This is a genomic window from Streptomyces sp. NPDC051907, from assembly GCF_040681075.1.
Classification (GTDB): Bacteria; Actinomycetota; Actinomycetes; order Streptomycetales; family Streptomycetaceae; genus Streptomyces.
Genome location: NZ_JBFAYB010000038.1, coordinates 19,050 through 42,811 on the forward strand (window position 1 = coordinate 19,050; position 23,762 = coordinate 42,811).

Sequence of the window (23,762 nt, forward strand, 5' to 3'; positions counted from 1 at the left end):
CATGACGCTGCGCGCGGTGCTGATCGGCGCCCAGACCTTCGGCCTGACGGGAGTGCACACCGATATCGATGTGATGCAGGGAGTCCTGGCGAGGCGCGGCTTCACCGACGTCCGGGTCCTCGTGGAGGACGGGGCCGGCTACGCGGGCATCAAGCAGGCGTTGCGGCAGCTCCGCCGGGACGCCCGCTCCGACGACGGCGTCGTCGTGTACTTCTCCGGACACGGGTCGCTCAGCGGCGATCTCCAGTATCTGGTGCCCGTCGACATCGCGCGCAGCACGCCCTCCGACTTCCGGGGCTATCTCGCCGCGGAGCTGACCGCCGAGATGCGGGCGCTTGCCTCCATCACCCCGAACGTCACCTGCGTCCTCGACTGCTGCCACTCCGGCGGCGCGGTGCGCGAGGCCGCGTACGAGTCGGGCCGCTGGCGGCTCAAGTCGGTGGAGCTGCCGAGAGTCCCGCCGCAGGACGGGCTCGCCCGTGCGGCGGAGCTCGCCCGCCCGGCGCACCCGCTGGTCCAGGACGTCGTCCGGCTGGCGGCATGCCAGCAGGACGGCTCGGCGTACGAGACCGAGATCCGGACCGGCGCCGGCCGCCAGGGAGTGTTCACCGCGGCGCTGGCCGAGCTGCTGGAGGGGCCCGCGGCGCTCTCCATGACCTGGTCGACGCTGATCGCCCGGGTGCGCGACCGCGTCAAGCAGCAGCAGGTGCGGCAGCGGCCGGACGCGGGCGGGCCCTCCGGGCGGCTGACGTTCCGTCTGGAGGAGCCCGCGGAGCCGGAGCGGCTTCCGCTGGAACGGCGGGACGGCCGGTTCGTCGTGCCTGGCGGCGCGGTGTTCGGCCTCGGCGTCGAGGACCGTGTGCGGATGGTGTTCCCCTCCGACTGCCCACAGGAGACTGGACCCGAGACAGGGCGGGAGGCAGGTCAGGAGAGCGTGTCGGCCACCGTGGCGGCGATGGCCGCGGGAGACGCCCTGCTGAGCCCGTCGCCTCCTGCCCACGAGGGCGGTTCGTCCCCAGCGGGATCGCTCCTGGCCGACCTGGCCACGGCGGAGCTGCCGCCGGGCTCGTACGCGCTGCCGCTCCAGGTCCACGACCGGCGCCTCGTGCGCATCGACGGCCAAGGCCCCTTCGTCGACGAACTCCGCAGGAAGCTCGCCGACTCCCCCAGGCTCGCAGAGACCGAGGCCGAGGCCGAGCCGCTCACCGAATCCGGGACTGCGGCCGGGACTGGAACCGAATGCGGGACGGGGGCCGAGACCAGGCCCAGGACCGGGACGTGGACAGCGGCCCCGGCCGGCTCGCTCTTCGCCACGGTTTGCGTGCACAACGGCGAAGCCACTGTGCTGAACCCCGACGGTCTGCCCTTCCGCGAGTCGCTCGAAGCGACGCCCGCGCACGCGTCCCGCCTCCACGCCCTGCTGGAGGAACTGGCCCGGGGCGAGCGTGTGCGCAGCCTCGACAGCCCTGTAGGCGAAGGCCTCCTCCAGGCAGAGGTGGACGTACGGTTCGAGGTCGAGGACCCGGCCGGCGAAGGCTCATGGCGCGTACTGCGACCCTCGCACGACAGCCTGTACGACGGGGATCGCTACCGCGTCAGCGTCGCCAACCACTCCGGGGAGCCCCTGTACTTCTGGGTGCTCGGCGTCGGCCTGAGCGGCCGGAGCGCTCTGGTGACCAACGACCAGCCCAGCGGCTACCGGCTGGAGCCCGCCGGCGCGCCCTTCCGCAGTACGCGTACGACCCCCTCGATCAGGATCCGGTGGCCCAAGGACGTACCCGGCGATGGCCCTCGGCTCGAGACGGTCCATCTCCTCGTGGGCGATCGCATGATGGACCTGAGCGGGCTGACCTCCCGCGAGGCCCGCGACCGGGACGCGCGCGGACCCGACCGGGCCCTCGGGTCGCTGCTTCAGGAGGTGTGGGACGGGGTGCGCGATCAAGAACAGGAGAAGGCCGAGGAGTTCCGCTACCGCCTCTGGACCGTGCACGCCGACGCGTTCGCGAGTCCCCGGCCGGGTCGCCCGTGATGCTGCCGCCGCCGGGCGGAGCGCTGACCGCGGGCGGACGAGGCTCAGGCTCTCGCCGCCTGCGTCCAGGGTGCAGGGGACCCGGTCTCGGCGAGCAACGACGGGGACCCGGTTGCCGCCTCCGACCGGGTCCCCGTCCGCCTCCCCCGGCGCAGCGAGCATGCACCTTCGATTCCGCGTCATGTCCGCAGCAGTGCGGAATGTTCAACTTCCTTGTGGAAACCGGACGTTCGCGGTCGAGTGCGCGCGTTACGATGCCGTACAACACACGTGTCGGGCAGGGCACGGGGCTTGGGGAGGTGCCGTGACGCCGGAGAGGTACGCGGAGAGCCCCGAGCCGGCGGACCGCTGGCCGCCGGGCACCTTCCTGGCTGAGCTGTCCGGTGCCCGCGAGGCCGCGAAGGTCCTGCTGTCGCTGGGAACGCACCGGACGTATGAGGCCGACGAGATCCTTCTTGCCGAGGGCGGGCGCGAGACGTTCGTCCTGCTGCTGCTGAGCGGCGTAGCCAAGGTCACGGCCATCTCGGAGGACGGCGACACCGCGCTCCTGGCGGTACGGCTGGGCGGCGATCTGGTGGGCGAGTTCGCGGCGCTCGACAACCAGCCGCGGTCGGCGACGGTCACCGCCGCCGGGCCGGTGAGCGTCCGGCGCATCGGGCAGCATGAGTTCCTCGGCTGTCTGGACGGCTATCCCCCGGCCGCTCTGGCCGTCAGCCGCATGCTGGTACGCAAGAACCGCTGGTCGGTGCGGCGCCGGGGCGACTTCGGCAGCTTTCCGGTCGGCACCCGGGTGGCCCGGGTCCTCGTCGACCTCGTCGAGGACTACGGACAGCCGCAGCGCGGCGGCACGCTGATCGGGCCCCGCCTGACCCAGGCCGAGATCGCGGGCCTGGTCGGCGCGAGGGAGCGCCGGGTCCACCATGTGCTCGGCGAACTGGCGGAGCAGGGCGTCATCCAGGTGGGATACAGCCGGGTGACCGTCGTGTCGCTGGAGGGACTGCGCGCCGCCGCCCGGCTCCCGCAGACGGACGACTGACCGCGGCAGCCGGCGAGACCAAGGGGAGTCACGATCGTGAGCGACAACTGGACGGACCCGACGGGGCCGGACGAGGCCGGCGAGCACGGCGAGGCGGGGGCCTTCGCCTACGAAGACATCCTGGCCGTCGCCGACTTCTTCGCGGGCGACGCCGCGGTGCCCAGGGGCGGAGAGCTCGTACGCGACCGGGTCGGCGGCGCCTCCCTGGGCAGCCCTCTCGTCTACGACCTCCCAGCGGGTTCCGGCGACGGCGTCGTCGAAGCGGAGCGGGCGCAGCGCGACGTCCTGGTCTGCTTCCCCTTCGACCTGGAGCGGCTGCCCGGCGGCCGCGGCTACCACGAGGTGACCCTCACCGTCGCGCTCGACCCTGGCCCGCGCGCCCTCGCCCTGCATCCCGCGCCGGGCACGACCGCGGCCGACGGGGCGGAGGTCGCCGCGTTCGGGCTCGGCAAGGACCGGCTCCAGTGGGTGTTCCGGGCGCCGGGGCGAGGCGGAGCGCTGCGCCCCGACGGGCGGTGGGCCCAGGCCGTCGTACGCCTGCCGGCCGCCGCGACCGAGTTGACCGGCAGACTGCGGCTGAGCGCGGTGACCGTCCAGCCGATGCTCGGCGGGGCGTTCCGCCGCCGGGAGGCGGAGACCTCGCACGACACTCCGTTCCGGCTCTCGACGGCCGATCTGTGGTCGGCGGGCGCTCCGCTCGCCCGCGACGAGACCGTGCCGGGGGCCTGGGCGCTGTCCGCCTTCGAGGAGGCCTTCTCGGCGAGCCGCGACGAACTCCCGCCGGGCCGAAGGCGGTTGTGCCTCGCCGTCGACATCGAGAAGTACAGCGCCCGCGACAACGCCGACATGGTCCGGCTCCAGCGGGCGCTGCTGCGGACGCTGCACACGGCCTGCGCACAGGCCCGCATCGCCTGGCAGAGCTGCGGCCGGCAGGCGCAGGGCGACGGCTATCTGCTGGTGTTCGAGCCGGGCATCGACGAGACCCGGGTCGTGCCCGGTCTGCTGCGCGGGCTGGGCGAGGGGCTCGCCACCGCGAACGCCGCGCTCCCCGAGGCGGAGCGGGCGCCGGGCGCGGACGGACCGGCAGAGCCTGCCGGGCAGCGGACTCGGAGCATCCGTATGCGGGCGAGCCTGCACCAGGGCATCGTCCATGAGGCGGACAGCGGTTACGCGGGCTCGGCCGTGGTCACGCTGTTCCGCAACCTGGACTCCGGCCCCCTGCGCGGGGCCCTCGCGGACGATCCCTCCGCCCACCTCGCGGTCGCGTTCTCCGACACGCTCTACGAGGACCTCGTCGCCACCGGCTACGACGGCCTCACGGCCACCGGCTTCCGGCGCACGGAGGTGCACATCGAGTCCAAGGACTTCAGGAGCGTGGCATGGATCAGGGCGCTGCGAGCGTGACGTCGTTCCTGTGACGGCAGGCGTCCGACGGCATACGTCCGACGGCGTTCGTCCGGCAACCCGGCCGGAGGGCGGTCAGCGGCAGCGGCGGTGCTCGATCCGGTGCTGCATCGACACGACGACGTCGTAGACCGGCAGCGGACCGGGGTGCTCGCGGGGGCTGCCGGGTCATGGCGAGGACGGCGCCAGGCCCGCTCTGTACGCGGTGATCACGAGCTGGACACGGTCGCGGGCATCGTTTGTTCGGTCAGCAGCCGCGCCACATGGGTCGTGGCCGTGGCGTGACCGATGAACAGCTCGGCCGCGCCTGGCCGCCGCCCAGTGGCCGACTCGCCGTGCCGCCCGCCTCGACGTGCTGGACAGCGTCACCGCGGACTGACGGCCTGGCCAGCTAGCCGGACCTGCGTCGGCGCGCGCCGCGCAGGTAGTCGCTGGTCTGGGTGAGCCACTGGCCGTACGCCCAGCTCACGACCGGGCTGGGCGTCAACCGGTCGACGATCGGCGGCCGGTAGCGGTAGGTGTACTCCGTGGCGGCGAGCCGCGCGATCGGCGCGACCCTGCGGCGCCGGGCGCGTTCGTAGCCGCGGAGCGTCCGGGACGTGCCGTCGAGGTCGCGGGCGGTCGTATCGGCCAGGGCCGCGGTGAGCGCCCACGCGTCCTCCAGCGCCTGGTTGGCGCCCTGCGCGACGACGGGCGGCATGGTGTGGGCCGCGTCGCCGACCAGGGTGGCGCGGCCCGTGCCCCAGCGGGGCGGGACCCGGTGGGTGTAATGCGGGAACATCTCGATCTCCGCCTCGTCGACCTTCTCCAGTACCAGCGGCGCCGGATCGGCCCAGGCGCCGAAGCGGCGGCGGAGCGCCGGCAGGTGCGGGCCGCTGCTGTCGGTGGTGCACGGGTAGCTGAACCACCATTGCAGCAGGCCCTCCCCCGCCGGCATCAGGCCGCAGAATCCGCTCCGGCCGTTGATCATGATTCCGTGGCGGGGTCCTGTGACGTCGGCGAGGAAGGTCCCGAGGCCCTGCCAGGTGGCCCACCCGGCGGGCGTCGTGGGGTCGTGTCCCCAGAGCTGTCGGCGGACCGCCGAGCGGTGGCCGTCGGCGCCGATCAGGACGTCCCCGGTGGCTGTGGAGCCGTCCGCGAAGCCGACCGTGACGCGTCTCCCGTCGTCGGCGAAGCGGTCGAAGCACCGGCCGTACTCGACGGTTCCGGGCGGCAGCCCTTCGGCCATCCGCTCCAAGAGCGTCCGGCGCGGTACGGTCAGGCTCTCGTGGCCGAGTCGATTCGTCGATGCGAGGACGTCGATCGTATAGAGGCGTTCTCCGGCGTCGGTTCGGGCGTCGATGCCGTCGATGCGGGCGCCCGCGCCGTCGAGGCGCACGCTCGACTCCCGCAGGATGCCGACGCCTCCGGCCCAGACGGTGATCGCGGCGCCCGTGGTGCGCGGCTGCTCGGCGCGTTCGAAGACACGCACGTCATGGCCCGCGGCGAGGGCTCCACGCGCGACGGCCAGGCCGCCGACCCCTGCTCCGACCACCAGAAGTTTCAAGACACTCAGCCTCCTTTGCGGCCGATGAGGCCTTCTGGAAAGAAGCGAATCGCCCTGCCTACACTGTCGGACCGGCACATGTGTACCACTTTTCATGACAAAACGTCAGGAGTGGGTCTATGCACGTAGATACCCCGGATACGAAGCTAGTTCTGGAACGCGGCATCGAACGACTGCTTGCCCTGCAGGACGCCGACGGCTGGTGGTCGCGCTGCCCGGACGCCAACGTCATGGTCGACGCCGTCGACGTGTTCGTCCGCGAACTGCTGGGCGTACGGGACGAGAAGACCATTTCCGCGAGTGCCCGCTGGATCCGGTCGCAGCAGTCCCCGGACGGCGGCTGGGCCATCTATCCGCACGGCCCCGGCGATCTGTCGACCACCGTCGAGGCCTATCTCGCGCTCCGCCTCGCGGGAGACGGGCCGGACCTTCTCCATATGCGGGAGGCCGCCCGATTCGTCAGATCCCAGGGAGGGTTGGCGTCCTGCCGGCTGGAGGCGCGGATCTGGCTGGCCCTGTTCGGCCAGGCCTCCTGGGACAGCGTGCCCACGGTCCTGCCTGAGGTCGTGCTGCTGCCGCCCGCGGCGCCCATGTCCCTGTACAAGCTCTCCACATGGACCCGGCTCGCCCTCGTGCCGCTGGGCCTGGTCCATGACCGGCGGCCGGCGGTCGACCCGGGCTTCCGGCTGGACGAGCTTCACGCCGTGGGGCGCGCGTCGGCCGGGGCCACGCAGGGCTCCCCCGCCTCCCCTCCGCACCTCGCGCAGCTCCTGAACCAGGGCGCGCGCCGGCTCAACCGACTGTCGCCGGGCCCTCTCAGGCGGCGCGCGGTCCGCCGCTCCGTCCAGTGGATCCTCGACCGGCAGGAGGCGGACGGCGCATGGCTGGCGTGCAACGTCGCCTCGGTCTTCTGCCTGCTGGGGCTGTACGCGGCGGGCAGGGACGCGAAGGACCCGGACATCCGGCGGGGTCTGGAGGGCCTGGACGGCTTCGCGGTGTGGCTGGAGTCGCCCGAGGGCCCGATGCGCCGGATGAACTGCATGCCCACACCCGTGTGGGACAGCGCGCTGTGCGTCTGGGCGCTGCTCGACGCCGGGCTTGCGCCGGACCATCCCGCGCTGCTGCGGGCCGCCGACTGGCTGGCGGGCCAGGAGGTCCGCACCCACGGCGACTGGGCGGTGGCGAGGCCGGGCAGCGCGGCCGGCGGCTGGTCGGTCGGGTTCGTCGAGGAGAGCTATCCGGACTGCGACGACACCGCCGTGGTGGTCGAGGCCCTCTCACGGGTACGGCTGGACGACCCGGAGGCGGCCGCGAGCCGGCGCGGCGCGGTCAACCGGGGCGTCAACTGGCTGCTGACGATGCAGAGCCGGGACGGCGGCTGGGCCGCGTACGACGCCGACAACACCTCCCTGATCGCGACCAGGCTGGCGACGCTCGACTTCACCGAGATCACCGACCCGCCGTGCCCGGACATCACCGCCCATGCCCTGGAGTCGCTGGCCGCCCAGGGGCTGCGGGACGACCCGCGCGTCCGCAGAGCCGTGCGGTGGCTCCTGACCCACCAGGAGAAGGACGGCTCCTGGTACGGGCGTTGGGGCGTCAACTACCTCTACAGCACGGGCTCGGCCGTCACCGCTCTGCGCCGCGCCGGCGTTCCGCGGGACCACGACGCCGTACGACGGGCCGTCCGGTGGCTGACCGGCCGTCAGAACGCCGACGGCGGCTGGGGCGAGGACGTGCGGTCCTACGAGGACCCGGAGCGGCACGGACGGGGAGCGTCCACGCCGACCCAGACGGCCTGGGCCCTGCTCGCCCTGCACGCGGCGGGCGTCGCCGCGGCGGACGGCCGCGTCCAGCGCGCCCTGGCCTGGCTCGCCGAGACGCAGAACGCGGACGGCAGCTGGGACGAGGACGCGTTCACCGGAACCGTGCTGCCCCGGCAGTTCTATATGAGCTATCCCATGTACCGCCAGCTGTATCCGGTCATGGCAGTCGGACGTTATTCACGATCATTCTGAGGGGCGTCAGATGAAGAAAAGAATCGTCTCCGCCAACGATCTCACTCAGTACGACGACCTGGCGGACCAGTGGTGGAATCCCCGGGGGCCTTTCACCGCGCTCAGCTGGATCGCGGCGAAGCGCGGCCAGATGATTCCGCCGGCGGCCGGGCCGGGCGCCACGCTGGTGGACGTCGCCTGCGGCGGGGGCCTGCTCCACCCCCATATCCAGGGCAAGGGCTACCGCCATATCGGCGTGGACCAGTCCCAGCGGTCGCTGGAGGTGGCCCGCGCGCACGGCGTCGACGAGACGGTCCACACGGATGTCACCAAACTTCCCTTCGACGACGGGAGCGTGGACGTCGTCGTCGCGGGTCAGTGTCTGGAGCATTTCGACGAGCCCTATGCCGTGGTCGCCGAATGCTGCCGCATTCTGCGGCCCGGCGGATTCCTGCTGCTCGACACCATCGCCGACACACTGCTGGCGCGGATTCTCATCGTCACCCTCACCGAGAACCTCCCGCTGCCGGGCATGGCGCTGAAGGGCACGCACGACCACCGGCTGTTCATCGACCGGATCCGGCTGGCCCTGGTGGCCGAGCACCACGGCGTCCCGCTGCTGATGTACGGGCTCTGGCCCCGGGCCACCGATCTCGTCCCCTGGTTCCTCGGTCGCAAGAAGACCGTCCGCATGGCCACCACGAAGTCCACCAACGTCATGTTCCAGGCGGCCGGCACCAAGCTCGCGCTACCCGGCGAGAGGGGGCGGGCATGACGTCGGCGCAAGCCGCTCCCGGAGCACGTCAGCCCACCCTGGCCGCCTGGATCGTCGCCTCCGGGCCGCCCCTGCTCCTGGTCATCGTCCTCCAGGGCGCGTACGCGGTCTCTGCCGCCCACCACAGCGGCGACCTGTCGCCCTGGCGGGTCGCGCTGACCCTCCTCGTCCTGGTGCCCGACTGCGCCGGACGGCGTTTCGTCAACGACTACGAGGACTACGTACGCGGGCTCGACCGGCCCGACGGGGTGCGGCCGCAGAGCTCGCTCGCCCTGGGACTGGACATGCGGCGGCTGCGCACCGTCGGCCTCGCCTGCTTCGGCGTCGCCTGGGCCGGCCTCGCGGTGCTCGCGGTCACCACCAGCCTGTGGCTGCTGCCGTTGATCGCCCTGTGCTATCTGGCGTACTTCAGCTATGCGGGCGGGCCCCGGCCGCTCGGCCACCGGGCCATGGGCGAGCTGCTCGACTTCGTCGTGACGGGCGCCGGCGTCACCCTCGTCCTCGCCTGGCTGAACGTCGGGCACGTGGACGGCACGATCGTCCTGGCGTCGCTGGGCCCCGGGTTCCTCTTCGCCGGTCTGATGCTGCACAACAACGCGCGGGACGTCGACAAGGACCGGGCGGCCGGCAAGACCACGCTCCCCCACGTCGTCAGCCCCGCGGTGACCAAGGCCCTCTACGCCTGCTGCCTCCTCGGGTTCTACCTCGTCGTCCTCGCGCTGGCGCTCCGGCTGGACTCGGCGGCCCTCCTGCTCCCCCTGGCGACGCTGCCCTGGGCGGCGGGCCTGGTGTGGTCCGTGTCGCGGTCCCGTATCGGGCCGGAGATGATCTCGTGGGCCTGGCTCTACCACCTGATGATCGTCGACTTCGTGCTCTTCTCGGTCGGAGCGTGGCTCTGAGATGGGCGCCGAGAGCAGCCCGCCTGGGGCAGAGGACACCAAGCCGGCCGGGGTCGGCGACGACTTCCCCGCGCTGCGCGGCGATCTGGCCCGCGTCCACGACAGAGTGCTGGGGTCCCTCACGACGGGCGACCGGCGGATCGACGAGGCGCTGCGCCATCTCGCGGGACGGCCGGGCCGGTACCTTCGGCCGAGTCTGACCCTGGCCTCCGCGTATCTCGTCGCCGGCGAGGCGCCCGTGTCCGAGCGGACCGTCACCGCGGCGGCCGTCGTGGAGACGCTCCATCTGGCCACGCTGCACCACGACGATCTGTGCGACCGGGCCGCCGAGCGCCGCGGGGCGGCCACGGCCAACGCGCGCTACGGAGACGGTGTGGCGCTCGTCCTCGGCGACTATCTGCTGACGACCGCGCTGGGCCAGGCCGCCTCGCTGGGCGCTGAGGAGTCCCGGGCGGCGGTCAGGTGCGCGCAGCGCATCTGCGTGGGCCAGCTGATGGAGCTGCACGACGCCGGCTGCCCGGAACGCTCGGTGGAGAGCTATATGGCCTCGATCTCCGGGAAGACCGCCGAGCTGCTCTCCCTCAGCGCCCTGCTGGGCGGTCGGACGGCGGGGGCGAGCAGCCGCCAGACCAAGGTGCTGGCCTCCTTCGCGTTCGAGCTCGGCGTGGCCTTCCAGATCTGGAACGACGTACGCGACCTTCGGCCCCCGGCGGGCGCCGCGGCGCACAGCGCCGACCTCTCCAACGGCGTCTACACCCTGCCCGTCATCCACGGGCTGCACCGGGCGGGCGCCCGGCTGCGCCCTTTGATCGGGCCGGACGCCGGCCCCGAGGCCGTCGCGGAGGCGATCTGGGTCCTTCAGGACAGCGGCTCCGTGGCCAGAGCCGTGGCGAGTGCGGATCAGCATCTGCGGCAGTCCCTCGACGAACTCGACGCTCTGGACGGCGCGTTCTACGACGCTTCCCAGCGGATCCTGCGGACCGTGCGGCTGCTGCTCCCGGAGGTGGACGCCCTGGCCGGCCCCCGCCCGCACTCGCCGGACGTCCGCGGCACGGCCTGCTCCTCGTGGGAGGACGGCCGATGAGCCAGAGCATGCCCACCCTCTCCCCGCGCCGGGTGCTCCAGTTCGCCCTCGACCCCTTCACCGGGATGATGGACGCGTACCGCGCGCACGGCTCGGTGGTGGGCGTCGGATACGGCTCGCAGCGCACGACGTTCGTCTTCGGACCGGAGGCGAACGCCTTCGTCTTCGCCAACCCCTCGCTCTTCTCCTGGCGCGACTCGTTCGAGGTGATGCTGCCGGTCCTAGGCGACACCGCGCTGCTCGTCACGGACGGCCCGGACCACCACAGGCGGCGCCATCTGACGCTCCCCGCGTTCCACCGGCGGCGCATCGACGCATACGTCCGGCTGATGGCGCGGAACACGGCGGCGGCCGTGGAGACCTGGCAGAGCGGCCGCCGACTCGACCTCTACCAGGCGCTGCGCTCGGTGATCCGCTGCAATACGGTCGAGGCCCTCTACGGCGCCCGGCTGGCGGCGGACAACCAGATGATCGGCGCCCGGCTGCAGATCGCGCTCGACTCCACGGACCTCCCGCTGGGCATGCAGCTCTTCCTGGCGGGGATCCCCAACCCCATGACGGCCAGGGCGAGAAGGGCCCGCCGGCAGGTGGCCGCGAGGGTGCAGGCCGAGATCGGCCGCCGTCGCGCCCGAGAGGCGGGGGCGGCGAGGGCGGGAGGCTGCCCGGTCGACGGAGGCGAGGGAGGCGACGGGCTGGCGATGCTGCTGGCCGCGCGGGACTCCGAGGGCCGCAGCCTGGCCGACCGCGAGCTCGAGGATCAGGTGATCAGCCTGATCGTCGCGGGGTACGAGACGACCAGCGCGGCCATGGGGTGGACCGTGCACGCGGCGCTCAGCACCCCTGGTGTGTGGGACGACGCCCGCAAGGAGGTCGACTCCGTGCTCGGGGACGCCGAGCTCACCGGCGAGGCGCTGGAGCGGCTGCCCTATGTGGACGCGGTCGTGCAGGAGGCCCTGCGGCTTCATCCGCCGGTCGTGGTCCTGCCCCGGGTCGCCGCCCAGGACTTCGAGTTCGCCGGGCACACCATCCGGGCCGGCCGACGGCTGGCCATCAGCCCGTACGTCACTCACCGGATGCCCGAAGTGTGGCCCCAGGCGGCTCAGTTCCTGCCCGAGCGCTGGAGTCCCGGGCACCCCGCGCACCGCCCGGCGACGCCGTCGACGTATCTGCCCTTCGGCGGCGGCGCGCACCGGTGCATCGGCTCGCCGTTCGCGACGGCCGAGCTGAAGACGATCCTGATCGAGCTGCTGCGGCGGACCGAGCTGCGGCTGGAGGCAGAGGCGACTCCGGCCAGCATCATGGCCATGCGGCCCCGCCGAGGAGTTCCCGTTGTCGTGCGACGCCGAACGTGAGGGGGACAGTTGAGAATCATCGTGGTGGGTGGTGGGATCGCCGGTCTCGTCACCGCTCTGAGCCTGCACACGGCGGGGTTCGACCCGCTCGTCCGCGAGTCCGCCCGAGAGATCCACGCGGTCGGCGTCGGCATCAACCTGCTGCCCCACGCCGTACGCGAGCTGACCGAGCTGGGGCTCGGCGACGAGCTGGCCGCCATCGGACTGCCGCCGAGGGAGCTGCTCTACTGCGACCGGGCAGGCGAGCGGGTGTGGTCGGAGCCTCTCGGCGTCGTCGCCGGCTACCGCTGGCCGCAGTACTCGGTCCACCGCGGGCGGCTGCAGATGATGCTGCTGGCGGCGGTACGGCAGCGGATGGGCGAGGACGCCGTCCGCACGGGCATGTCGTTCCAGCGCTTCGAGCCGCGCCCGGCCGGCGTGCGCGCCCACTTCGTGGACCGCCGGTCGGGGGCGGAGTGCGTCGAGGAGGCGGACGTGCTGATCGGCGCGGACGGCATCGACTCGGCGCTACGGGCCCAGCTGCACCCCGGCGAGGGGGCCACGCACTGGAACGGCGTCCATATGTGGCGTGGCGTCAGCGAGTACCCGCATATCCTCGGCGGACGCACGATCGTGGTGGCGGGGGGCCGGCCGGGATCGAAGTTCGTCGCCTACCCCATCGTGGACCCACCGGGCCAGGGCCAGAACGCGCTGATGAACTGGGTGCTGGAGATCCGCAGGGAGGACGGTCCGGGAGCGCTCGACCGGTCCAACCGCCCGATCCGGACCGGCGAGGCGCTCGAGCGCCTCGCCGACTGGAAGCTGCCGTGGATCGACCTGCCCGCCCTGATAGGCGCGTCCACCGGGATCTACGAGTACCCCATGCTCGACCGGGATCCGCTCCCCCGGTGGAGCTTCGACCGGGTCACACTGCTCGGCGACGCCGCGCATCCCATGTTCCCGATGGGCATGAACGGCGGATCGCAGTCGATCGTCGACGCCCGGGTGCTGGCCTGGTGCCTCACCCGGCAGGCCGACCCGGCCCGGGCGCTGCTGCGCTACGAGGCGATGCGCCGGGAGCCGCTGAACCGACTGGTGCTGGCCAACCGGCAGCTGGGCCCGGAGAAGATCATCGCGCTGGCCGAGGAGGTCGGCGGGGAGCTGCCGCGGGAGCGGGCGGAGAGCGTGTCGCGGGAGTACAAGCGGCTGGCCGGCTGCACGGCCGAGGGGCTCAACGACCGGCACTCCTGGTCGACGTCGCCGGTCAGGCTCCGGTGAGCGAGGCGTGGCGGCGGCGCGGGCCTCGGGCGGCGCGGCGCCGCGAACTCGTCGAACGGCGTTGCGCGAGCGGCTAGGAGGGACGAGAGTCGGGTGTCGGCCGACCGCGTCGCGACAGCGGCTCGCCCGTGATACCGGACAAGAGAGGGCACGCTCCGATGCGCAGCGTCTACGTCATCGCTCACCCGGAGGCGGCGCACCATGTCGAGGGGGTGGTCGGCGGGTGGCACGATTCGCCTCTCACGCCCGGCGGCAGGCGCGCGGCCGCCTCCATCGCCCAGGCGCTGCGGTCCGAGATCCCCGAGGGCGCCGAGGTGGAGCTGTTCTCCTCGGACTTGCGGCGTGCCCAGCAGACGGCCGACGCGGTGGCCGGTGTGTTCGGAGTACGCGCGATCCTGGATCGCAGACTGCGGGAGAAGTCCTACGGAGAGGCGGAGGGAAAGCCGCAGGAGTGGCTGGCTGGACCGGCGGTTCGTCCCGCCGCCGGCGGTCGGGGACCGGATGGGACACCACGAGGGTGTGCGGGGCGCGGAGACGCGCGGGGCGTGCGCGCGGCGCGTCTACGCGGCCATGGGCGAGATTCTGGGGCGCGCAGGCGAGCAACAGGTCATCGTGACGCACGGTTTCGCGCTGACCTTCGTCGTGGCGTCCTGGATCGGGATGCCGTTCGAGTCGGTGGGCTCCGTCAGCTTCCGGGCGCCCTCCGGCAGTATCACGCTGCTGCGCGAGGACGACTTCTTCCACAATCGCCAGGTCGTCAGCGTCGGCGACACCCGCCATCTGGCGGGGTGAGCGGGCTTCCCCGCGCGCGTCGAGAGGACGGCGATCGCCGCCCGCGCCCCTGTGACCTGCGCCTCCACACCCCCTCCCGGGGCTAAATCAGTACGCGGCACAGCCTCCCGCACGTGACAATCAAGGCTCACCAACGGGAGGAACCCATGAGCCAGGCATCCCTGACTCTCCACGACCTGCTGCCGCCGCAGGAGCTGGCGGCGGCCCTCGACGCGGGGCATGTCACGCGCAAGCCGCACCCCGAACTGCCGCTGTCCATCTACACGTACACCAGGACATGCCAGTACGAGCGGGTGTGGAACCGGGTGACCACGCGCTGCCGCGGGCTGGTCGCCGACGACGCCACCGGCGAGATCGTCGCGCTGCCGCTGCCGAAGTTCTTCAACGTCGGCGAGCACGAGGCCGGGCAGCCGTACGCGGCGCCTCTCCCGGACGAGCCGTTCGAGGTGTACGACAAGGTCGACGGGAGCCTCGCGGTGGTCTTCCACTACGCGGGCCGGTGGCGGGTCGCGTCCAAGGGGTCGTTCATCAGCACCCAGGCCACCTGGGCGCAGCGCCTGCTCGACGGCAAGGACACCTCCGCGCTGACGCCCGGGACGACCTACCTCGCCGAGATCCTGTACCCGCAGAACCGGATCGTCGTCGACTACGGCGACCGCCGGGACCTAGTGCTCCTCGCCGCGTTCGCCAAGGACGGCACCGAGGTCCCGCTGGGCGAGGCCGCGTCCGGCTGGAAGGGCATCGGCTCGGTCGTCACCGTCTGGCCGGCGATGCCGCTCGCCGAGCTGCTCGCCCTCGCCGAGTCCAACCAGCTGCCCGGCGGCCTGGCCGCCACGGGCACCGACGCGGAGGGCTTCGTGCTGCGCTTCGCCTCGGGCGTACGGGCCAAGGCCAAGCTGTCCGAGTACGTACGGCTCCACAAGGTGCTCACCGGAGTCACCGAGCGGGACGTCTGGCGCGGTCACGGTATTCAGCGCTTCGCCTCGCTGCCCGCCAAGCAGGTGGCCCAGGCGCTCGGCTGCTCGGCGGCGGACGTCGAGGAGTCCGGCGGCAAGCCGCTGGACCGGCTGCTGGAGCAGGTGCCCGACGAGTTCGACGCCTGGGTGCGCGAGGTGATCGCGCGGATCGAGGCCGACGTGGCCCGCCAGGAGCGGGCGATCGACGAGGCGTACCAGTCGCTCGTGCATCTCGCCGGCGACCGGGGCGCGTTCGCCCGTGCCGCGCGGGCGCTGCCCGACGCCGCCGTACGCCCCGCCATGTTCCTGCGCCTGGACGGGCGGCCGACCGAGCTTGTGACGTACCGTTCCGCCCGGCCTGAGGCGGCCGACCCGTTCACATCCGACGAGGAGAACTGACCGTGCCCGTAGTACACGTCATGACGGGGCTGCCCGCCTCGGGGAAGACGACGGCGGCGCGCAGGCTGCAGGCGGAGTCCGAGGGCCGAATGCGCCGCGTCAGCCTCGACGACCTGCGGGCGATGCTCGACGTCCCGGCCCCCGAGCGCGGCCGCTCCTACAAGCACGAGCAGACCGTGCTGGCGATCCAGGACGCGGCGGTGCGGGCGGCCGTCGACGACGGCTTCGACGTCGTCGTGGACAACACGCACCTGACGCCCCACATCCCCAAGCGCCTGAAGGCAGCGGTCGCCGGACAGGCCGTCTTCGTGGTGCACGACTTCACCGACGTGCCCGCCGAGGAGTGCGTCCGGCGCGACGCGGCGCGCGAGCGGACGGTCGGCGAGGAGATCATCCAGATCCTGGCCGACAAGCACGCGAAGTCCCGGCGGGGCGGCTGGCGGCTCACGGCCGCGTGGCTGAACGACGAGCCCTCCGTGGAGCCGTACACCGCCGATCCGGCGCTCCCCTCGGCGGTCATGTGCGACATCGACGGCACGCTCGCGATCCGCGGCGACCGCGGTGCGTACGACTTCACCCGCTGCGACGAGGACGTCCTCAATGAGTCGGTGCGCGGGGCCCTGCGCTCCTTCCAGCGTGCGGACGGCGACGTCGTCGTCCTGCTGTCGGGCCGGGGCGAGGAGCACCGGCCGCTGACGGAGGCCTGGCTGGCGCGGCACGAAGTCCCCTACGACGAACTGTGGATGCGCGCGGCGGGCGACCAACGCCGCGACGACGTCGTGAAGGCCGAGCTCTTCGACCGGCACGTCCGCACCCGCTACGCGGTGCGCGTATCCCTCGACGACCGCGACCGCGTGGTCGCCGTCTGGCGCCGTATGGGCCTGCCCACCTGGCAGGTCAACTACGGCAACTTCTAAGGGAGTTCCCGCCGGGTTGGCCCCTGCGGCGGCGGAGCGCCCGCTCCGCCGCCGCAGCGCCCGCCCGGCCAACCGCCCGCCCGGCCGCAAATAATCGCGTGCCGTCGTCGGGACCGAGTCATACACTCGCCTCATCGCGCACGGACATCCGTCCGGGGCGCGCTTCGACAAGCGAGGGGAGCCGACCGTGCGTTACCGCACCGCTGTCGTCGTTCCCCCGTCACGGTACGACGTGATTCTGATGTCTCCGTGCTTCCAGTGCCGGCTGCGCGGCCGCCGCTGGACTCCGTGACGAACGTCTGTCGCCTCACTTCACGCTCTGACCGGGTGAGCAGTTCGGCCGGGTACGCCCCGACGCCGTCCTGAAACACTCCCTGCCGCAGCCGAAGTCGACGCTGCGTCAAGGGGATGCCTCCCCGCTCGGCCGCAGTCCGTTCCGTCCGTGAATCGCGCCGCCCTGTTCTCCTCGTCCTGAAAGGCCTCGGGCCGTGCGCACCGACCTGCACCGTCGTCCCACCACTCCACTGACCAGCGTCCGCAATCTGGGCATCCTCGCCCACGTCGACGCCGGCAAGACCACCGTCACGGAGAGGATCCTCTTCCTCACCGGCGCCGTCCACAAGCAGGGAGAGGTCCACGACGGCACGACCGTCACCGACTTCGACTCGCAGGAGCGCGACCGTGGGATCACCATCTTCGCCGCCGCGGTGAGCTGCGACTGGGACGGTCACCGGATCAACCTGATCGACACACCGGGCCACGTCGACTTCTCCGACGAGGTCGAGCGCTCGCTGCGGGTTCTCGACGGCGCGATCGCGGTGTTCGACGCCGTGGCCGGCGTCGAGCCGCAGAGCGAGTCGGTGTGGCGGCAGGCGGACCGGCACGGCGTGCCGAGGATCGCGTTCGTCAACAAGCTGGACCGCGCCGGCGCCGACCTCGACGCGGCGGTCGCCTCGATCCGGGAGCGGCTGCACACGGTCCCGCTCGTGGTCCAGATGCCGATCGGGCAGGAGGACGGGTTCACCGGGGTGGTCGATCTGCTGCGCATGCGCGCGCTGGTCTGGGCGACCGGCCGCGACGCGTACGAGGAGGGCCCGGTGCCCGACGGTCTGCTCGACGAGGCGCGCCGGCGCCGCCGTCGCCTCGAGGAGGCGGTGGCGGAGCTCCATCCGGTCGCGCTGGAGGAGTTCTGCGAGCAGTCGACGGTCTCGGCGCAGACCCTGTCCGCGGCGCTGCGGGATCTGACCGGCAGCGGCGAGGGCGTGGTCGTGCTGTGCGGGTCGGCCTACCGCAACCGCGGGATCGAGCCGCTGCTGGAAGCCGTGGTGGCCTACCTGCCCTCCCCGTCGGACGTGCCGCCGGTGCGGGGCACGCTGGGCGACACGGTCCAGGAGCGGGCCGCGGATCCGGCGGCGCCGTTCGCCGGGCTGGTCTTCAAGGTGAACTCGACCGCCACCGGCCGGCTCTCCTATCTGCGGGTGTACTCGGGAACGGTCCGCAAGTCAGACACCGTCCTCGACGCGGGAACGCGCCGCACTGAGCGGATCGGGCGCATCCTGCGGGTGCAGGCCGACCGGCACGCGGAGGTCGACCAGGCGAGCGCCGGGGACATCGTCGCCGTGATCGGGCTGAAGACCGCCCGCGCGGGGACGACGCTGGCCGCGCCCGGCGCGCCGCTGGTCCTCGAGCCGCCCACCACGGCGGATCCCGTCGTCTCCGTGGCGATCGAGGCTCGCAGGAGCCTCGACGTCGACCGGCTGGCGTCGGCTCTGGCGCGGCTGGTCGAGGAGGATCCGTCCCTGGTGGTCCGGACCGACTCCGAGACTGGGCAGACCGTCCTGTCGGGCATGGGCGAACTGCACCTCGAGGTCGCGGTGGAGAAGGTCCGGCGCGCCCACGGGCTGGACATCGGCGTCGGCCGGCCGCGGGTGTCCTACCGCGAGACGGTGGCCGCCGGTGTGACCGGCCTGGTGTACCGGCACGTCAAACAGGAAGGAGGCGCAGGTCAGTTCGCTCATGTCGTCGTGGACGTCGAGGCGCTGGAGCCCGCGGCCGACGCGTCCGACCCCTCCGGCGTGGCCGGGGACGGCACGGGCGGCGGCGCGGAGGGCTTCGTGTTCCGCTCGACCGTCACCGGCGGCCGGGTGCCGCAGGAGTACGTCCGCGCGGTGGAGGCCGGATGCCGGGACGCGCTCGCCGAGGGTCCCCTCGGCGGTCACCCGGTGACCGGCGTGCAGGTCACGCTGACCGACGGAGCGACCCACTCCAAGGACTCCTCGGAGATGGCGTTCCGCACGGCGGGCCGGTTCGCGCTCCGGGAGGCGCTGCGCGCCAGCGCGATGGTCCTTCTGGAACCGGTGGTCGAGCTCACGGCCACCGTGCCGGAGGACGCCGTGGGCGGCGTCCTCGGCGACCTCGCGGCACGCCGCGGCCGGGTCTCGGGCCAGACCGTGCGCGCCGGCACGGCGGTGATCACGGCGAACGTGCCGCTGGCCGAGCTGTTCGGCTACGCGTCCCGACTGCGCGGCCGGACCCAGGGCCGCGGCACGTTCACCACCCGGGCCACGGGCTACGCCCCGGTCCCGGCAGGGGTGTCCGACGGCATCCTGTCGCGGTAGCGCCCGACGGCGGCCCCGCCCTCCTCTGGGCGGGGCCGCCCCGTCCGTGCGGGGAGGTCCCGTCGGCGCCGGGCTCTTCGGGAGCCGCGCGTCCGTGCGGCCGTTATGGCTCGCTGCGATCAGCGGGCAGGATCTGGGTCCATGAGGCTTCTGGTGCTGGGCGGCACATGGTTCCTGGGCAGGCACATCGCGGAGCGCGCGATCGGCCGCGGCTGGGATGTGACGACCTTCAACCGCGGCCGCTCCGGCGTGGACGTGCCCGGCGTCGATCGGGTGCGCGGCGACCGGACGGTCGTCGACGACGTCCAACGGCTGCTGGCCCACGGCCGCTGGGACGCCGTGGTCGACACGTCCAGCACGGACCTCTCGCCGCGGGACGTGCTGCTGGCCGCCTCGACGCTGCGGGACACGGCGGGGCGCTGGGTGCACGTCTCGACGGTGTCGGTGTACGCGGGCTGGCCCTGTCAGCCGCTGAGCGAGGAGTCCGAGCTGCTGGAGTGCCCCGCGGACGCGGACGAGATGTACGGGGGCGCGGGCGAGGACGGCAGCCCCACGCCGTACGGACTCCACCAGGCGGTGCCGTACGGGCTCCACCAGGCGGGCGCGGAGCGCGCCGTCGAGGAGGCGTTCGGCGAGCGCTCGGTCTTTCTGCGGCCGGGCGTCGTCCTGGGCCCCGGCGAGTATCTGGGCCGGCTGCCCTGGTGGCTCAACCGGGCGCGCAGGGGCGGCCGGCTTCTGGCGCCCGCCCCCGCCGACCGGCGCATCCGGCCGGTCGACGTCCGGGACGCGGCGGCGTTCGCGCTGGACCAGGCAGCAGGCGCCGCGAGCGGCGGCTTCAACCTCGTGCACCCTGAGGGGATCGCGTTCGGGGACTTCGTCGCCGCGTGCCTCAGCGTGACGGGCGGCGCAGGCGGGGCCGGCAGGGCAGACGGCGCGGGCGAGCCCCAGTGGGCGCAGCCCGAACTGCTCGCCGAGCACGGCGTGCGGCCGTGGACCGAGCTGCCGCTGTGGCGTACGGAAGCGAGCGCCTGGGCGGTCGGCTCCCGCCGCGCCGTCGCGGCCGGGCTGCGCTGCCGCCCCGTCGCCGACACGATTCGGGACACCTGGTCCTGGTGGGAGGGCGGCGGCCGTCCCGTCGGCCATCCGCGGTGGGCGGAGCACGGACTCGCCCCGGACAAGGAGGCGCGGATCCTCGCCGCTCTCTGATCGGGTACGCCGAGCGGTCGTGCCGCGGGCGTGGCGAGGCCCCGCCGTGCGCAGTGCGGGCGGGGTCTCGCAGCATGCGGTGCGCAAGGGGGGAGGTGCACCGCGGTACCGGCGAGCGGGTGCCGGCGAGTCGGACAGTACGCGCCGAGCTGGCCGAAAAGGAACCCTTGTGCAGGGGTGGGATTCGGCGGGTTCCGGGGCGGCGGCGCACCGTCGCCGGGACCGGGCCCGACCGCCGTCGCCGACGCCCGTACCGCGGCTGCCCGGCGGGTCCGGCCGGCGTCAGCGAGCAGCCGACCGGTCGCGCCACCGGCCGATGCTCCACCGGCCGCGGAGCTTGTCCACGAGGGGGTACTTCTCCCGTTGTTCGCGGGTCTGACGGTCCAGCTCCTCGCTGAGCCGCTTGAAGCGCTGGTCCACGTCCAGCTCGTCCAGGATGCGGTCGATCTCGGCCAGCAGGGCGCCGTGCAGCTGCCACTGGCGCGGATGCTCCCGCACGCCGTCGAGGAGCAGATGAGCGACGATCTCCCGGCTGTCGCGGCTCTCGGCGAGCTCCTGTGCGAGCTGCTCCTCGGCCTCGTCCGCGTTGGCGCTGACCTGTGTGGTGATCAGTTCCGCGAAGCTCTCGACCGCGCGGGCCATGTGCGTGAGGAGCTCCTGGAGGGCGGCCGCTGTCTCCTCGTCGAAGAGCGGCTCCTGCGTGCGCTTCTTGGCGAGGTCGGTCAGGGTGCGGCACACCGTGCGCAGGACGACGGCGGAGATCTCGAGGGTGTCCAGGCCGGTGCGCAGCACGACGCGGTAGAGCAGGCCCTCCTTGACGCGGGGATTGAGCCGGAGGCTGTCCTCCGCCTGGCGCAGCGCCGCGTCCACTTGGACGATGTCGTGGTCCAGCCGCCGCGCCTCGTGCAGCCGGGCGGCGGCCTCCTCGACCGACGTATGGCCGCGCACCTCCTCCGCGAGGCTCAGCAGCAGCCGCCGCATACGGCCCGCGAGGTCCTCGATGGCCTCGCTGGCGGGCTGCACCCATACCGGAGGCACGAACAGGACGTTGAACAGGAGTCCGACGACGGCTCCGATGACCGTCTCCAGCACCCGGTCCCAGGCCGTGGCCGCCACCCGGGTCACGCCCAGTACCAGCATGGCGCTGATCGCCACCTCGGGCACGAACTCGCCCGCGCGCACGAAGCGGCCGATCACCAGGGAGGCGAGGATGACCAGGCCCAAGCTCCACCAGGTGAGGCCGACCAGGGCGCTGAACCCGATGGCGATCACCACTCCCGCCACCACCGAGTTCACCCGTCGGATGCCGGTGGTGAGGGTGGTGTAGAGGGTCACCTGCACGACCAGCAGCGCGGTCAGTGGGGCCGTCAAGGGCGCGGGCTCGCTGCTCAGCAGCAGGGCGATGACATACGCGACGACGGCGGCCAGGGTCGATCTGACCGTCTGAACGACCACGGGCTCTTTGCCCCGCCGGACGAGATTCAGCAAGGGGTCGGCGACTTCACGCACCCTTGGTCCCTTCCCTCTCGCCCGCACCGCAGGCGCCATCGGCCGCACGGTCACCCGTGCGCCCGCCGATGCGTCCGCGACGGGTCCCGATGAGTCCACGACAGGCCCCCGACAGGTCCCCGACGCGTCCGTCGTCCGTCCCCCGTGCGGGCCGGCGCGTCGCGCAGCGCACGGATATCCCCGTGCGCGCACCCATGGCGCCCTGCGATCCTCGGGTCCATGTCCACGTTCGAAGATCTTGTAGCCGAAGGCGAGTCCGTGCCGACCGAGGGCTGGGACTTCTCCTGGTTCGCCGGTCGCGCGACCGAGCAGCGTCCGTCCTGGGGGTATGCGGCGCTGCTGGCCGAGCGGATGGGGAAGGCCGAGGCAGGGCTCGACATCCAGACGGGCGGCGGCGAGGTGCTCGCCTCGGTCCCCGTCGCCCCGCCGGTGCTGGCCGCGACGGAGTCCTGGCCGCCGAACGCGGAGATCGCCCGGCGCAATCTGAGCAAGTTCAACGCCACCGTCGTCGAGGTCGAGGACACGGCGGACCTGCCGTTCCCGTCGGCGTCGTTCGATCTCGTGGTCAGCCGTCACCCGGTGGTCGTCCGCTGGGACGAGGTGCACCGCGTCCTGCGGCCGAACGGCACGTACCTCGCTCAGCACATCGGCTCGGGCTCCGTACGCGAGCTGACCGAGTTCCTGATGGGCCCCCAGCCGGCCCCCGCTCCCCCGCCCCCGTTGACCACCGTGCCCAGCTCGACCGCGATGACGGCGGCGGCCGAGGCGGAAGCGGCGGGTCTGGACGTCGTCGACGCGCGCCAGGAAGCGCTCAGGATGGAGTTCCACGACATCGCCGCGGTCGTCCACTTCCTCCGCAAGGTGATCTGGATCGTCCCCGGCTTCACCGTGGACGCCTACCGCGACCGCCTGGCGGAGCTCCATCGGTTCATCGAGCGCCACGGCGCCTTCGTGGCCTATGCGCAGCGCTTCCTCATCGAGGCGAGCAAGCGCGCCTGACCACGCGGTATCCGCGCCCCGCCCGCCCCATCTGAGTACCTCCCTGAGTATCCGCGCTCAGGGCGGCGCCGGTCGAGAAGAGAACACTGGGACCATGACCCTGTCACCGCCCGCCGGTCCTCCGCAGTTTCCGCCGTACCCGCAGCACCCCGCGCCGCTTCCGCCAGCACGCCGGCGAGGCGGTCGAGCGGCCGCGGCGGCCGGGGCGGGGGCGCTGGTCCTCGCCCTGATCGCCGGCGGCGCGTGGTGGCTGACGCGCGACGAGGGCGCGCTGGCCGGCCAGCCCCGGGTGACGGACGAGGCGGCCGGCCTCTCGTACGCGATACCCGACGGCTGGGAGCAGCACGAGAAGGGCGACCTGGTCTCCGCCTTCACCTCGTCGATCTCCCAGACGAGCGACTCCGAGACGAGCGACGCCCCGAGCGACGGCGGCGCGAAGGACCGCGACGAGGACGAACAGGGCGGCGTCGTCCTCGCCGGCCGGGCCGGGCCCCTGCGGGAGTCCGAGCTGAAGCAGCAGACGGAGAGGGCCGCCAAGTCCAACGCGGTGTTCTTCTACCCGGATGGAAGCTCCAGCGTCGAGGAGTCCCGGGCGACGAAGGTGAGCGACCGCCCCGCCCACGCGGTGACGATGAAGGTGGACGACGGCGACGGCAACACCAGCCGCCTCCGGATGACCGTGGTCAGGGTGAGCGACAGCCGCTCGGCCTTCCTGATCGGCATCGCGCCGGACGGGACGGCCGAACAGGACGAGGTAGTCGCGGTACTGGAGAGCGCCGCGGTGAGCTGACCGGCGCAGGCGAACGCCCGCGCTCCGCAGGCCAGGCACCTGGGCGAGGTCGCTGGGCCAAGTCAGCCGGGGCCAGGTCGCGGGGTCAGGTCAGCCAAGCCAAGCCACCGAGCCAGGCGAGCCGGGGCCAGGTCGCCGAGCCGGGCCGCCGAGTCAGGTCAAGTGGGCCAAGCCGCCGGGCCGAGTCAGCCGGGCCA

General features: G+C 72.8%; 18 protein-coding genes and 1 pseudogene. 17 read left to right on the forward strand and 2 right to left on the reverse strand.

The genetic code is table 11. The features are described from left to right. The first annotated feature begins 1 nt into the window (after position 1). The 3 genes from AB0M39_RS20765 (at position 2) to AB0M39_RS20775 (ending at position 4,469) form a co-directional block, all read left to right on the forward strand. The gene (locus AB0M39_RS20765) at positions 2–2,029 is read left to right on the forward strand and encodes a caspase family protein (RefSeq protein ID WP_365366365.1); all 2,028 of its coding nucleotides are present in this window, start codon (positions 2–4) and stop codon (positions 2,027–2,029) included. A 304-nt stretch (positions 2,030–2,333) separates the two neighbouring features. Then, complete coding sequence (locus AB0M39_RS20770) at positions 2,334–3,065, forward strand: Crp/Fnr family transcriptional regulator (RefSeq protein WP_365366367.1); 732 nt, start codon at positions 2,334–2,336, stop codon at positions 3,063–3,065. A 36-nt stretch (positions 3,066–3,101) separates the two neighbouring features. Beyond that, a complete protein-coding gene (locus AB0M39_RS20775) occupies positions 3,102–4,469 on the forward strand; it encodes a hypothetical protein (RefSeq protein ID WP_365366369.1) in 1,368 nt (455 codons plus the stop codon). A gap of 391 nt (positions 4,470–4,860) precedes the next feature. Here the strand turns inward: AB0M39_RS20775 and AB0M39_RS20780 are convergent, their stop codons facing one another. Beyond that, a complete protein-coding gene (locus tag AB0M39_RS20780) occupies positions 4,861–6,015 on the reverse strand; it encodes an NAD(P)/FAD-dependent oxidoreductase (protein WP_365366371.1) in 1,155 nt (384 codons plus the stop codon). Between the two features lie 119 nt (positions 6,016–6,134). On the opposite strand from AB0M39_RS20780, the gene shc reads away from it, so the two are divergent. The 12 genes and pseudogenes from shc (at position 6,135) to AB0M39_RS20840 (ending at position 20,267) form a co-directional block, all read left to right on the forward strand. Next, the gene (shc, locus tag AB0M39_RS20785; protein WP_365366373.1) at positions 6,135–8,033 is read left to right on the forward strand and encodes a squalene--hopene cyclase; all 1,899 of its coding nucleotides are present in this window, start codon (positions 6,135–6,137) and stop codon (positions 8,031–8,033) included. Between the two features lie 10 nt (positions 8,034–8,043). After that, positions 8,044–8,787 carry a methyltransferase domain-containing protein gene (locus AB0M39_RS20790; protein WP_365366375.1) on the forward strand — a complete coding sequence of 248 codons (744 nt, stop codon included), beginning with the start codon at positions 8,044–8,046 and terminating at the stop codon, positions 8,785–8,787. Then, on the forward strand, positions 8,784–9,686 hold the full coding sequence (locus tag AB0M39_RS20795; protein ID WP_365366376.1) for a UbiA family prenyltransferase: 903 nt from the start codon (positions 8,784–8,786) through the stop codon (positions 9,684–9,686). Before AB0M39_RS20790 ends, AB0M39_RS20795 begins: the two co-directional genes overlap by 4 nt. Position 9,687: 1 nt before the next feature. Beyond that, positions 9,688–10,770 (forward strand): polyprenyl synthetase family protein, encoded by a 1,083-nt coding sequence (locus AB0M39_RS20800; RefSeq protein WP_365366378.1) that lies wholly within the window; start codon positions 9,688–9,690, stop codon positions 10,768–10,770. Beyond that, on the forward strand, positions 10,767–12,122 hold the full coding sequence (locus tag AB0M39_RS20805) for a cytochrome P450 (RefSeq protein ID WP_365366380.1): 1,356 nt from the start codon (positions 10,767–10,769) through the stop codon (positions 12,120–12,122). The genes AB0M39_RS20800 and AB0M39_RS20805 overlap by 4 nt, the downstream gene beginning before the upstream one ends. 9 nt (positions 12,123–12,131) lie before the next feature. Then, positions 12,132–13,379, forward strand: a complete 1,248-nt coding sequence (locus AB0M39_RS20810) for a flavin-dependent oxidoreductase (protein ID WP_365366382.1) — start codon at positions 12,132–12,134, stop codon at positions 13,377–13,379. A 158-nt stretch (positions 13,380–13,537) separates the two neighbouring features. Further along, a pseudogene (locus AB0M39_RS20815) lies at positions 13,538–13,777 on the forward strand (phosphoglycerate mutase family protein); the annotation flags it as partial. Positions 13,778–13,880: 103 nt separating this feature from the next. Further along, positions 13,881–14,171 carry a histidine phosphatase family protein gene (locus tag AB0M39_RS20820; RefSeq protein ID WP_365366384.1) on the forward strand — a complete coding sequence of 97 codons (291 nt, stop codon included), beginning with the start codon at positions 13,881–13,883 and terminating at the stop codon, positions 14,169–14,171. A gap of 146 nt (positions 14,172–14,317) precedes the next feature. Then, positions 14,318–15,526: an RNA ligase gene (locus AB0M39_RS20825; protein ID WP_365366386.1), complete on the forward strand. Its 1,209-nt coding sequence runs from the start codon at positions 14,318–14,320 to the stop codon at positions 15,524–15,526. A 2-nt stretch (positions 15,527–15,528) separates the two neighbouring features. Further along, positions 15,529–16,443, forward strand: coding sequence for an AAA family ATPase (locus AB0M39_RS20830; protein ID WP_365366388.1), 915 nt, complete (start codon positions 15,529–15,531; stop codon positions 16,441–16,443). 488 nt (positions 16,444–16,931) lie between these two features. Continuing rightward, positions 16,932–19,061, forward strand: coding sequence for an elongation factor G (fusA, locus tag AB0M39_RS20835; protein WP_365366390.1), 2,130 nt, complete (start codon positions 16,932–16,934; stop codon positions 19,059–19,061). 141 nt (positions 19,062–19,202) lie between these two features. Continuing rightward, positions 19,203–20,267: an NAD-dependent epimerase/dehydratase family protein gene (locus AB0M39_RS20840; protein ID WP_365366392.1), complete on the forward strand. Its 1,065-nt coding sequence runs from the start codon at positions 19,203–19,205 to the stop codon at positions 20,265–20,267. A 282-nt stretch (positions 20,268–20,549) separates the two neighbouring features. Here the strand turns inward: AB0M39_RS20840 and AB0M39_RS20845 are convergent, their stop codons facing one another. Next, the gene (locus AB0M39_RS20845) at positions 20,550–21,776 is read right to left on the reverse strand and encodes an aromatic acid exporter family protein (RefSeq protein ID WP_365366394.1); all 1,227 of its coding nucleotides are present in this window, start codon (positions 21,774–21,776) and stop codon (positions 20,550–20,552) included. Between the two features lie 219 nt (positions 21,777–21,995). On the opposite strand from AB0M39_RS20845, the gene AB0M39_RS20850 reads away from it, so the two are divergent. Both AB0M39_RS20850 and AB0M39_RS20855 read left to right on the forward strand, forming a co-directional pair. Beyond that, positions 21,996–22,775, forward strand: a complete 780-nt coding sequence (locus tag AB0M39_RS20850) for a class I SAM-dependent methyltransferase (RefSeq protein ID WP_365366396.1) — start codon at positions 21,996–21,998, stop codon at positions 22,773–22,775. Positions 22,776–22,869: 94 nt separating this feature from the next. Then, positions 22,870–23,565, forward strand: coding sequence for a hypothetical protein (locus AB0M39_RS20855; RefSeq protein ID WP_365366398.1), 696 nt, complete (start codon positions 22,870–22,872; stop codon positions 23,563–23,565). Positions 23,566–23,762: the final 197 nt, after the last annotated feature.

Coding starts and splice junctions, on each gene's coding strand:
- AB0M39_RS20825 (WP_365366386.1), top strand. CDS start 14,318: ATGAGCCAGGCATCCCTGACTCTCCACGACCTGCTGCCGCCGCAGGAG.
- AB0M39_RS20840 (WP_365366392.1), top strand. CDS start 19,203: ATGAGGCTTCTGGTGCTGGGCGGCACATGGTTCCTGGGCAGGCACATC.
- AB0M39_RS20795 (WP_365366376.1), top strand. CDS start 8,784: ATGACGTCGGCGCAAGCCGCTCCCGGAGCACGTCAGCCCACCCTGGCC.
- AB0M39_RS20765 (WP_365366365.1), top strand. CDS start 2: ATGACGCTGCGCGCGGTGCTGATCGGCGCCCAGACCTTCGGCCTGACG.
- AB0M39_RS20805 (WP_365366380.1), top strand. CDS start 10,767: ATGAGCCAGAGCATGCCCACCCTCTCCCCGCGCCGGGTGCTCCAGTTC.
- AB0M39_RS20820 (WP_365366384.1), top strand. CDS start 13,881: ATGGGACACCACGAGGGTGTGCGGGGCGCGGAGACGCGCGGGGCGTGC.
- shc (WP_365366373.1), top strand. CDS start 6,135: ATGCACGTAGATACCCCGGATACGAAGCTAGTTCTGGAACGCGGCATC.
- AB0M39_RS20790 (WP_365366375.1), top strand. CDS start 8,044: ATGAAGAAAAGAATCGTCTCCGCCAACGATCTCACTCAGTACGACGAC.
- AB0M39_RS20850 (WP_365366396.1), top strand. CDS start 21,996: ATGTCCACGTTCGAAGATCTTGTAGCCGAAGGCGAGTCCGTGCCGACC.
- AB0M39_RS20855 (WP_365366398.1), top strand. CDS start 22,870: ATGACCCTGTCACCGCCCGCCGGTCCTCCGCAGTTTCCGCCGTACCCG.
- AB0M39_RS20800 (WP_365366378.1), top strand. CDS start 9,688: ATGGGCGCCGAGAGCAGCCCGCCTGGGGCAGAGGACACCAAGCCGGCC.